The organism is Pseudomonas syringae pv. coryli str. NCPPB 4273, assembly GCF_000972175.1.
Classification (GTDB): domain Bacteria; phylum Pseudomonadota; class Gammaproteobacteria; order Pseudomonadales; family Pseudomonadaceae; genus Aquipseudomonas; species Aquipseudomonas syringae.
The window spans coordinates 1-8,800 of sequence record NZ_AWQP01000078.1 but is presented as its reverse complement, the minus strand read 5'-3'; the positions used below and the strand labels follow the sequence as shown (position 1 = coordinate 8,800).

General features: G+C 59.4%; 8 protein-coding genes. 3 read left to right on the top strand and 5 right to left on the bottom strand.

The window, feature by feature from the left end; all coding sequences use genetic code 11:
- Positions 1-171: 171 nt before the first annotated feature.
- Both P406_RS26135 and P406_RS26130 read right to left on the bottom strand, forming a co-directional pair.
- Positions 172-2,607: a TonB-dependent receptor gene (locus P406_RS26135; RefSeq protein WP_046237790.1), complete on the bottom strand. Its 2,436-nt coding sequence runs from the start codon at positions 2,605-2,607 to the stop codon at positions 172-174.
- Positions 2,608-2,718: 111 nt separating this feature from the next.
- Positions 2,719-3,270, bottom strand: a complete 552-nt coding sequence (locus tag P406_RS26130) for a hypothetical protein (RefSeq protein ID WP_046237789.1) — start codon at positions 3,268-3,270, stop codon at positions 2,719-2,721.
- 117 nt (positions 3,271-3,387) lie between these two features.
- Between P406_RS26130 and P406_RS26125 the strand changes: the two genes are divergently transcribed.
- Positions 3,388-3,879 (top strand): LEA/WHy family protein, encoded by a 492-nt coding sequence (locus P406_RS26125; protein WP_046237788.1) that lies wholly within the window; start codon positions 3,388-3,390, stop codon positions 3,877-3,879.
- Positions 3,880-3,888: 9 nt separating this feature from the next.
- Here the strand turns inward: P406_RS26125 and P406_RS26120 are convergent, their stop codons facing one another.
- The 3 genes from P406_RS26120 to P406_RS26110 all read right to left on the bottom strand — a co-directional run bounded on the left by P406_RS26120 (position 3,889) and on the right by P406_RS26110 (position 5,442).
- Entirely contained in the window at positions 3,889-4,218 is a 330-nt protein-coding gene (locus tag P406_RS26120; protein ID WP_046237787.1) for a hypothetical protein, read from the bottom strand.
- 190 nt (positions 4,219-4,408) lie between these two features.
- On the bottom strand, positions 4,409-4,657 hold the full coding sequence (locus P406_RS26115) for a DUF1654 domain-containing protein (RefSeq protein ID WP_046237786.1): 249 nt from the start codon (positions 4,655-4,657) through the stop codon (positions 4,409-4,411).
- 128 nt (positions 4,658-4,785) lie between these two features.
- A complete protein-coding gene (locus P406_RS26110; protein ID WP_046237785.1) occupies positions 4,786-5,442 on the bottom strand; it encodes a LexA family protein in 657 nt (218 codons plus the stop codon).
- Between the two features lie 158 nt (positions 5,443-5,600).
- On the opposite strand from P406_RS26110, the gene P406_RS28420 reads away from it, so the two are divergent.
- Positions 5,601-5,801: an SEC-C metal-binding domain-containing protein gene (locus P406_RS28420; RefSeq protein ID WP_003402305.1), complete on the top strand. Its 201-nt coding sequence runs from the start codon at positions 5,601-5,603 to the stop codon at positions 5,799-5,801.
- Between the two features lie 245 nt (positions 5,802-6,046).
- Positions 6,047-8,521 (top strand): penicillin acylase family protein, encoded by a 2,475-nt coding sequence (locus tag P406_RS26100; RefSeq protein WP_046237784.1) that lies wholly within the window; start codon positions 6,047-6,049, stop codon positions 8,519-8,521.
- The last annotated feature ends 279 nt before the right edge of the window (positions 8,522-8,800 follow it).

Below are 8,800 nucleotides of genomic sequence, written 5' to 3'. Positions count from 1 at the left end.
GTCGCACTCTGCGTCGTCAGTACCATCGCGTTTGAAAAGCGCTTCAGAGCAATTTGGCTGAAGGCACGGCCCGTAGCCTGATGACTATCGTTCCTCACGCTCCGCGTGGGAATGCAGTTCGTGACGCTCTGCGTCATCCAGGGGTCTGTTATCAGGTGGATTGGGCTCGCCTTAAAACTCCAATTGCGCCGAGAACGCGACGGTGCGTGGGTCGCCCAGGTAGCTGCTGTTGAGCCAGTATTCCTTGTTGGTCAGGTTGCTGACGTTGACGCGTAGGGTCAGGTCGCTTTCTGCAAGACGCAGGCGGTAGCGGGCTCCGGCGTCGAAGGTGGTGAAGGACGGCAGGTCGTTTTCGTTGCTTTGGTCGGTGTATTGCTTGCCGGTGTAGAACGCCCCGCCGGTCATGGCCAGGCCTGGTACAGGGTTGATGTCGTATTCGGCATAGACCTTGGCCAGTTGCTTGGCGACGTTGGTTGGTACGTTGCCTTCATCCGCTGCGACGCCGGTTTTCTTGATTTTCGGGTCGAGCAAGGTAAAGCCGCCAACCACGGTCAGTTCCGGGATGACCTTGCCGGTAACGCTGAATTCCAGGCCGTTGTTCTCCTGACGTCCGTCCACGACGTAGATGTTTGCGCCTGTGGTGTAACCGTTGGGCTTCTCGATGTTGAACAGTGCCAGGGTAAGCAGGGTTTCGCCCAGTGTCGCCTTGGCACCGATTTCGTATTGCTCGCTGATTTCCGGCGCAAACGCCTGGCCGGCGTTGGCGGTCCCGCTAGGCGCGACGCCGCCCGATTGCAGGCCTTCTATATACGTGGCGTAGGTGGTCAGCCACGGCAGCGGTTTATAGACCAACGAGATGTTCGGCGAGGTCTTGCTCTCGTTGTAAGTGGTCTCGGTTTCGGCGGAACCGAACGCCTTGGCGTAGACGAACTCGTTGGCGTAGGTTTTGATCTGCGTGTTGGTCACACCCAGGATCGCCGACCACTGCTCATTGAAAGTAATGACGTCACCGATCAGGACGTTATTGCTTTCCGAGCTGTTGGCCAGGCGCTGGTCGCCATGCCCGATGGAGTACGCCGGCTTGCCAACCTGAGGCGTCTGGTCCAGCGGTATCGTGCCCACCGGCGAGGTGTATTGAGGGCCTGGCTGATCGGGCGTGTAGGGAATGTGATCCTCGTACTGCTTCTGGCGCGAGGTATTGCCCTGATAGCCCACGGTGACCTTGTGACCGATGAAGCCGGTATCGAACGCCGCATCGAGAAACAGCGAGCCGGTCTTTTCCTCGGTTTCAATCGGGGCGAAGGCATACAGCGGCTGCGAGTAAAGGCCCGCGCTGTAGACCGTTGGCCCGGTGTAGGTGTTCTCCGAGGTGTACTGCTGGGCCGCGAAGGCCGCGCGCAAGGTGAAGGTGTCGTTCAAACGCCATTTGGCGCGCACGCCGGCCTTGTCGGACTCGTAGTCGGAAAACGACCACTTCTGGCTGTAGAGCTTGTCGTTGTCCAGCGATGCCGCGCTGGGGCGCAGGGACTGGTCACCGAAATACCAGTAACTGGTCAGGCCGCGAATTTCGGTCTTCTTGTGCGAAGCGTCGAACTGCACCAGCAGGTCGTCGGACACGTTCCAGTCCAGCGCCAGAGAAATCATCTCGCGACGGCGCTTGTTCAGATCGACGGCCGTTTCACCATCCTGGGTCAGCACATTGAGGCGATAGGCGAACTTGCCCTCGCTGTCGATCGGCCCGCCGAAGTCTCCATGCAGGTAGTAATTCTCCCCCCCGGCATTGCCCAGGGTGACGCTGTTGTAGCGTTGATAGGTCGGGCGCTTGAGCACGTAGTTGACCAGCCCGCCCGGCGAAGCGGGGCCGTACAGGAAGCCGGTCAGACCGGTGATGACTTCCAGCTGTTCCATCTCCTCCATGTAGTTGCTGCCGTCGGCACCGTTGGTGAAACGCAGGCCATCATTGGCGATGTTCAGGCTGCCCGCGCTGCTGAAACCACGAATATTGACGGCACTGGCGTAACCGGCGCTGGTCGGCGAGTACATCTGGGTGAACGGGTTGTGCTTGATGACATCGTCCAGCGAAGTGGCCTGGATGTTTTTCAGCAATGCCTGAGGCGTGACGCTGATGGAATAAGGCGCATCCTGCAGCCGCATGCCACCCAGCGCGCCGACGCTACTGATGTTCTCGCTGCGATAACCCGCTGCTTCCGAACCTTCGAGGGGCGTGCTGTTGGCGTTGATGTTCACGTCCGACAGGTTCAAGGCGTTCTGTTCCATGACCATCAGCGTGTAGGTCCCGGCGCTGCTCTGCACCAGTTGCAGGCCGCTGCCACGCAGGGCCTCGCGCAATGCCGTCGCCGCGTCGAAATTGCCTTTCACCGCCGAGCTGGTTTTGCCGGCAACCAGCGCCGGGTCAAGACTCAGTGCCAGACCACCCTGGCTGGAGATCCGATTCAGCGTGCTCGCCATCGGGCCTGCGGGCAGATCATAGGCAACCACGCTGGCCTGCTGCGCCGCCATCGACAGCGGGCTGGTCAGAGGCGTGCACAGGGCGATCGCCACGGCCAGCAGACTGGGACGCAGAAGGGTGTCTAACGAACGGGACATCGGGCAACTCCTGATGGAATACTTCTCAATGCCTGTTAGCCGGACGAACGCTCGAAAGTAACAGGGCTGATTGAAAATAATTCCGTTTCAGGATTTAGCGGGCTCGCAGCATCACTCCGGGATGATCTTCAGGTGCGACGTATCGGGCGCCTCCTGCGACTCGGTTTTTTCGGCCTGTCCCATGTCGCTGCCCACCGGGGCCAGGCTCAAACGCGAGAGATCCAGCAGCGGCGCAACCGGCTGGGGCTTGTCGGGCAGCAATTCGACGCCCGCTTCTGCGACCGAGTAATCCGGCGCATCGACGTCCACAAAAGCCGCCATGTAGGCGTCGCGCGGTTTGATCTGCAAACGCCCGGGACTGACCGGGGTCTTGCGCAACCAGTTCGGTGCGTCAGGCGGCGGCGCCAGTTCGACCTCTTCCATGGGCAATGGCGTATTCATTTCCAGCACACGCACCAGAGCACCCGCACGCTCGAGGGTGGCGCGATATTTCTCTGCCGTTGCGGCGTCGAGATTGTTTTTCAGAACCAGCCGGCGTCCCGAGAACAGGAGGTCCAGACGTTCGGCATCTGCATTGAACAGCTTGCCAAGGTTAGCCCTTACCTTCTCGGGTTGTGCTCCGGCGACCAGTTCGGCGCTGAAGACAATTTCGTAGAGATTCATGGAAGAAGACACCGATATGCACGTCAGTAAAAGTATGGCGAAGCGTCAGACAGCGCAATAAGCGCGTTGCCGTTGAACGTCGAGTTGGTAGACTCAGGCGTCAAAGGGAGCACATCCATGTTTTTTCAGGCGCACATTACAAGAATCATAAGCCTTGCGTTGATCCTGTTCGGGCTCAGCGGATGCTCGCTCCTGAGTTTTGACCGCGCTCAGGAACCGGAAGTGCATTTGCTGAAGGTCCAGGTGGTCAAGGCGAGGCTGACACAGCAGGATTTCAAGCTGTACTTCGAAGTCGATAACCCCAACGAAGACAGCTTGCTGGTACGTGGCCTGAAGTACAAGATCACCCTCAATGACATGGTCCTTGTCGATGACACGTTCAGTGACTGGTTTGTCGTCGACGGTAATAGCCGAAAAACCTTTGTTGTGCCGATTCGCACCAACCTCTGGCGCTACGCACGGTACATCGCTCAACTGCTGAAAAAGCCTGATGAGCCGGTTCATTATCAGCTGGACGGCAAGCTCAAGACCGGCATCGTGTTCAGGCACAACGTGCGCATCGGCACTTCAGGCGACGTGCTGCCGGAAGACCTGATCCAGCGCCGTTAATCATTCAGCCTATCCGCCCAGCTTGCCCTTGATCAGCTCCAGAAGAAACTTCCAGATGTCCGCGGCCCACAATGCCCGGTTGACGGCACTGATCAGCGCACCGCCGAACGATCCCAGCAGAAACCCAACCCCCGTAGTGTTGCGCGTATCTGCCACGCCAAGGTAATCACTGGCGATGCCGGTGAGGAATACTGCACAGGCCACGCCGGTCACCAGAAAAACCAGCCAGGCACGCCAGTCAAGCAGACCTGCCTTATGCCACCAGCCAGAAATGATCGCACCCACCAGACCGGCTACCAGCCATTCGCCTCGGTCTGCCAAACCATTCAAGATATCCATCGCTTCTGACTCCGTTCAAGAAATACAGCCGTTCACGAACACAGAAAAATTCAGACACTGGGGGGCGTGCCGCGGATTGCTGCAGCGCCGGCACCGTTAGAAAACCGTAAAAATTAAGCATACTTAAAACCACAAGCAAACGTATGCCATCAACCCGTCGCGCTACCGGGCGAGCATCAGAGGCTTGAGGTCAGTTATCGATGTAGCGCTGCCAGCCAATCCTTACCGAACCGTCTGGCTGACGGTCAATCTCGATGCCTTCGGTCTCTTCGATTTCCTGCAGCACCACGTTCCAGCTGTCCACGGGCTCATCATCACGTCGGGCGACGATGACCCACTGGGTCTTTTGAACATTCGGCGCGGAGACCAGCCGTTGAATGCGCTTGCCGATCTGTTCGTAGGAAGACCTGCCTGTCGATCCATTATCACTGCCAGCCATGACTGCCTCCTAGGCATAACTGTATATAAATACAGTATTCCAGCTGTATGAACCTCGCAAGCATTTCGTAGGACGTTTCCTGCCGAGCATATTTGGCGAAAAAGCCTGCAAGCCTTGTCACGCGAGGCTTACAGCTTGCCAGTCATCCTCACCGCTACGCCGATAATGCGACAGTCGGCACCGCATTCGATCATTTTGTACGCCGGGTTCAGGGGCTTCAGGTAGCGTGTGCCACCGTCCTCGACCAGCTTCTTGAACGTCGCCTCGTTGCTGGCGGGCAGCTTGGCGATCACCAGCTTGCCGGGCTGCACATCGGCCTCCGTATCCACCAGAATCATCATCCCTTCCGGCACGCTGACGCCGGTGGGCGCGGTCATCGAATCGCCCTTGACCTCCAGCCAGAACGCCGGCCCCTTGGAGTCGTAGTCGGAGATTTCATAGCGGTCGGAAAAGCCGTCGGGATAAGGCTGAACCGCCTCTTCCCAGGAGCCTGCCGACACCCAGCTGATCACCGGATAGCGGAAGGACATTTTCGGCTGATCGATCAGCGCAACGTTGGCGTCAAAGGCAGGCGGCTTTTCCGGCCCCTCACCAATCGCCAGCCATTCGGCACGAAAGCCTGTGGCCCGGGCCAGTGCGTAAAGATTTTCCGGGCGCAGACTTTTGCTTTCCCCGCTGATCCATTGGGTAACGGCAGAGTTGGCCACACCGCACTGGGCGGCAATCTCACCTTTCTTCAGGCCGCTGGCGGCGATTGCCTTGGCGATACGTTCCTGTCGGGTCATGAATCGGCTCCGCACATGGTAATAAAGAATACTGAAAAATGCTCAACTGATACTAAGCATACTTAAAAAATGGCACTGTGCGAATCGCAATATGCCGATACTGCTTGGCCATGATTTGCGGGATAATGCGCGCCAGATTTAATTGCGGAGTAAAACCGATGAACCAGCAAGACCATGTGCATGGCCCCGATTGCAACCATGACCACGATCACCACGACCACCAGCACGGCCATGTACACGGTCCGAACTGCGGTCACGCCCACCAGGAGCCGGTGCGTAATACCCTTAAGGATGTCGGTCGTAACGATCCCTGCCCGTGCGGCAGCGACAAGAAATTCAAGAAATGCCACGGCGCGTAAGGCGCGTAGCATTCTGACGACGGCCTGCATTGCAGGCCGTTTTCATTTGAGTGTGCTGCATGCCTTCAATCAGTGACCTAAGGCATGTAGCCACTGGCTGCAATGTAGCGCAGAGCGTTGCGAACTAACGGCGTCTGGCCAGCCTCTGCAAAATCCTGAAATAAACTAGTCCGTGCCGCTTGCGTGCGGCTTGCCTGCTCTCTAACGTAGCGACTTTTGTACGTTACCCCTCCAGGAGCTTGCCCATGGCCTCGCCAGCCCTTCGTCATTTTCTACCCCGATTCGGCGCTGCCGCCGCTGCGGCGAGCTTCCTGAGCCTTGCCGGCTGCCAGTTGGGCAGCGGCGATCCCGAGACCGTGCTGCCTGTTTCCGGGACGTTCCCGCTCAAAGGGCTGGCGCAAAATGTTTCGGTGCGCCGCAACACGATGGGCATGCCGCTGATAGAAAGCAGCAGCTACCACGATGCGCTGTTCACGCTGGGCTACGTTCATGCCGGTGATCGAATCAGTCAGATGCTCGGCATGCGCCTGCTGGCGCAGGGCCGTTTGTCGGAAATGGCCGGCGCGGATGCGCTGGACGTCGACCGCCTGATGCGCTCGGTGAACCTCAAGCAGAACGCCAGCGACCTGTACAACGCCGCGTCGCCACGCTTGAAACGCTTCTTCGATGTCTATGCGCGCGGCGTGAACGCCTACCTGTTCCGTTATCGCGACAAGCTGCCTGCCGATATCGCCAGTTCAGGCTACAAGCCGGAATACTGGAAGCCGGAAGACTCGGCGCTGATCTTCAGCCTGCTCAACTTCAGCCTGTCGGTCAACCTGCAGGAAGAGCTGTCGGCGCTGGTTCTGGCGCAGAAAGTCAGCGCGGACAAGCTCGCCTGGCTACTGCCGACCTACCCTGACGAAGAGCTGCCATTTGCCGAAGCCGACAAGCTCAAGGGCCTGAACCTGAACAATCAGGTCACCGGCCTGAGCGATCTGAACAGGATCGCCCTGCAGCTCTCGGATTTGAACATGCTCGGCGTCGCGGCCTCCAGCAACTGGGCCATCGCGCCACAACGCAGTCGCAACGGCAAGAGTCTGCTAGCCAGTGACATGCAGCTGCCTGCCGGGCTCAATTCTGCCTGGAGCTTCGTGCAGATCCGCGCACCGAAATACCAGGTGTCCGGTGTCACCATCGCGGGTATGCCGCTGGTGCTCAGCGGTTTCAACGGCAAGCTGGCGTGGAGCATGAGCAACGTCAAGGGCGACAACCAGGACCTGTTTCTGGAGAAGATCAAGCGCGAAGGCAACCGCGTCTCTTATATGGCTGACGGCAAATGGCTGCCAGCGGCGGCGCATCAGGAAACCTTTCTGGTCAAGGGCGGCAGCCCGCTGCGTGAAACCGTGTACGAAACCCGCCACGGCGCGCTGCTCAATGCTTCTGCAACCCCGCCCGGCAATGGTTTGAGCCTGGCGCTGCAAGTCCCGAACTTCAAGGACGACAAGAGCCTGGATGCATTCTTCGATCTGTCCCGTGCGCCCAACGTCGAGAAAGCCTTCGATACCAGCCGCGAGATTCGGGCGATCACCCTGAACATGATCTTTGCCGACGCCTCGAACATTGGCTGGCAGGTCACCGGTCGCTTCCCGAACCGTCGTGAAGGCCAGGGCCTGCTGCCTTCGCCGGGTTGGGATGGCAAGTACGATTGGGACGGTTTCGCCGACTCGATGCTCCACCCCTATGATCAGGACCCGCGCCAAGGCTGGCTCGCAGCGGCCAATCAGCGCACGATCCCGAAAGGCTACGGCATGCAGCTCTCCAACTCGTGGGGCTACCCGGAACGCGCCGAACGCATTGCCGAACTGGCCAACGGTGGCAAGCAGGACCTGCGCAGCACCATCGCCATGCAATACGACCAGACCACGACGTTCGCCGCCAAGCTCAAGACCATGTTCCAGGCGCCCGGCATGAGCAAGCCGCTCAAGCAGGCCATCGATGCCCTGCCCGAAGCGGATCGCAACAAGGCCCGCGAAGCGTTCACGCGCCTGATGGCGTTCGATGGCAAGCTCAGTGCTACCTCGGCCGATGCGGCGCTGTACGAGCTGTTTCTGCAGGAAAGCGCCAAGCAGATTTTCCTTGATGAATTGGGTCCGGAAACCAGCCCTGCCTGGCAGGCACTGGTGGCCAACGCCAGCTCATCCTACTCGCCGCAGGCCGACCACCTGCTGGGACGCGATGACAGTCCGTATTGGGATGACGTCAAAACCCCGCAGAAGGAAGACAAACCGGCTATCCTTGCGCGCAGTCTGGCGGCCGCCATCACCAGCGGCGACAGCCTGTTGGGCAGCGATCACAAGGCCTGGCAATGGGGCAAACTGCATCGCGACAACTGGGCTTCGACCAGCCCGCTGGCCAAGCAGTTGGGTGGCGGCGAGTTCAACCGTGGCGCCACGCCGGCGGGCGGGGATCACACGACGCTGAACGCGTCCGGCTTCGAGTGGGGCAAGGGCTTCGACGCCCGCATGGCCCCTGGTCTGCGCATGATCGTCGACTTCAGCCTGGTCGAGCCGATGACCGGCCTGATCAGCACCGGCCAATCCGGCAACCCGGCCAGCCCTTATTACGCCAACAGCATCGAGCCGTGGCAGAAAGGCCAGTACCAGTCGATTCCGGTGCAACAACAGAACTACGAAAAGGGCTACGGCAAACAGCGCCTGACGCTGACACCGGGCAAGTAAGCGCCGAAAACCGGACGCAGCGGTTTTTCTTTGTCAGGTAGATTGGGGTTCGGCTTGAGTCATCAATGTCCGGAAGAAACACCATCGTGCATAAAAGCGCTTTTCTGTCGCGATGGCACTGACGACGCAGAGTGCGACGTAAGTGACGGCTGAGTCCTGGCGCTGATCCGGGGGTAGCCTGGCAGGACGCCAGGCTAGCCGCACCGCGCCATGGATGGCGCGTTGCGGCGACCCCCGGATCAGTGACAGGGCGAAGGAACCCGACGAAGTCGGGCCGGA

Excerpts from the sequence above, each read along its gene's own strand:
- P406_RS28420 (WP_003402305.1), top strand. The coding sequence starts at position 5,601 with ATGAACCAGCAAGACCATGTGCATGGCCCCGATTGCAACCATGACCAC.
- P406_RS26130 (WP_046237789.1), bottom strand. The coding sequence starts at position 3,270 with ATGAATCTCTACGAAATTGTCTTCAGCGCCGAACTGGTCGCCGGAGCA.
- P406_RS26110 (WP_046237785.1), bottom strand. The coding sequence starts at position 5,442 with ATGACCCGACAGGAACGTATCGCCAAGGCAATCGCCGCCAGCGGCCTG.
- P406_RS26100 (WP_046237784.1), top strand. The coding sequence starts at position 6,047 with ATGGCCTCGCCAGCCCTTCGTCATTTTCTACCCCGATTCGGCGCTGCC.
- P406_RS26115 (WP_046237786.1), bottom strand. The coding sequence starts at position 4,657 with ATGGCTGGCAGTGATAATGGATCGACAGGCAGGTCTTCCTACGAACAG.
- P406_RS26125 (WP_046237788.1), top strand. The coding sequence starts at position 3,388 with ATGTTTTTTCAGGCGCACATTACAAGAATCATAAGCCTTGCGTTGATC.
- P406_RS26120 (WP_046237787.1), bottom strand. The coding sequence starts at position 4,218 with ATGGATATCTTGAATGGTTTGGCAGACCGAGGCGAATGGCTGGTAGCC.
- P406_RS26135 (WP_046237790.1), bottom strand. The coding sequence starts at position 2,607 with ATGTCCCGTTCGTTAGACACCCTTCTGCGTCCCAGTCTGCTGGCCGTG.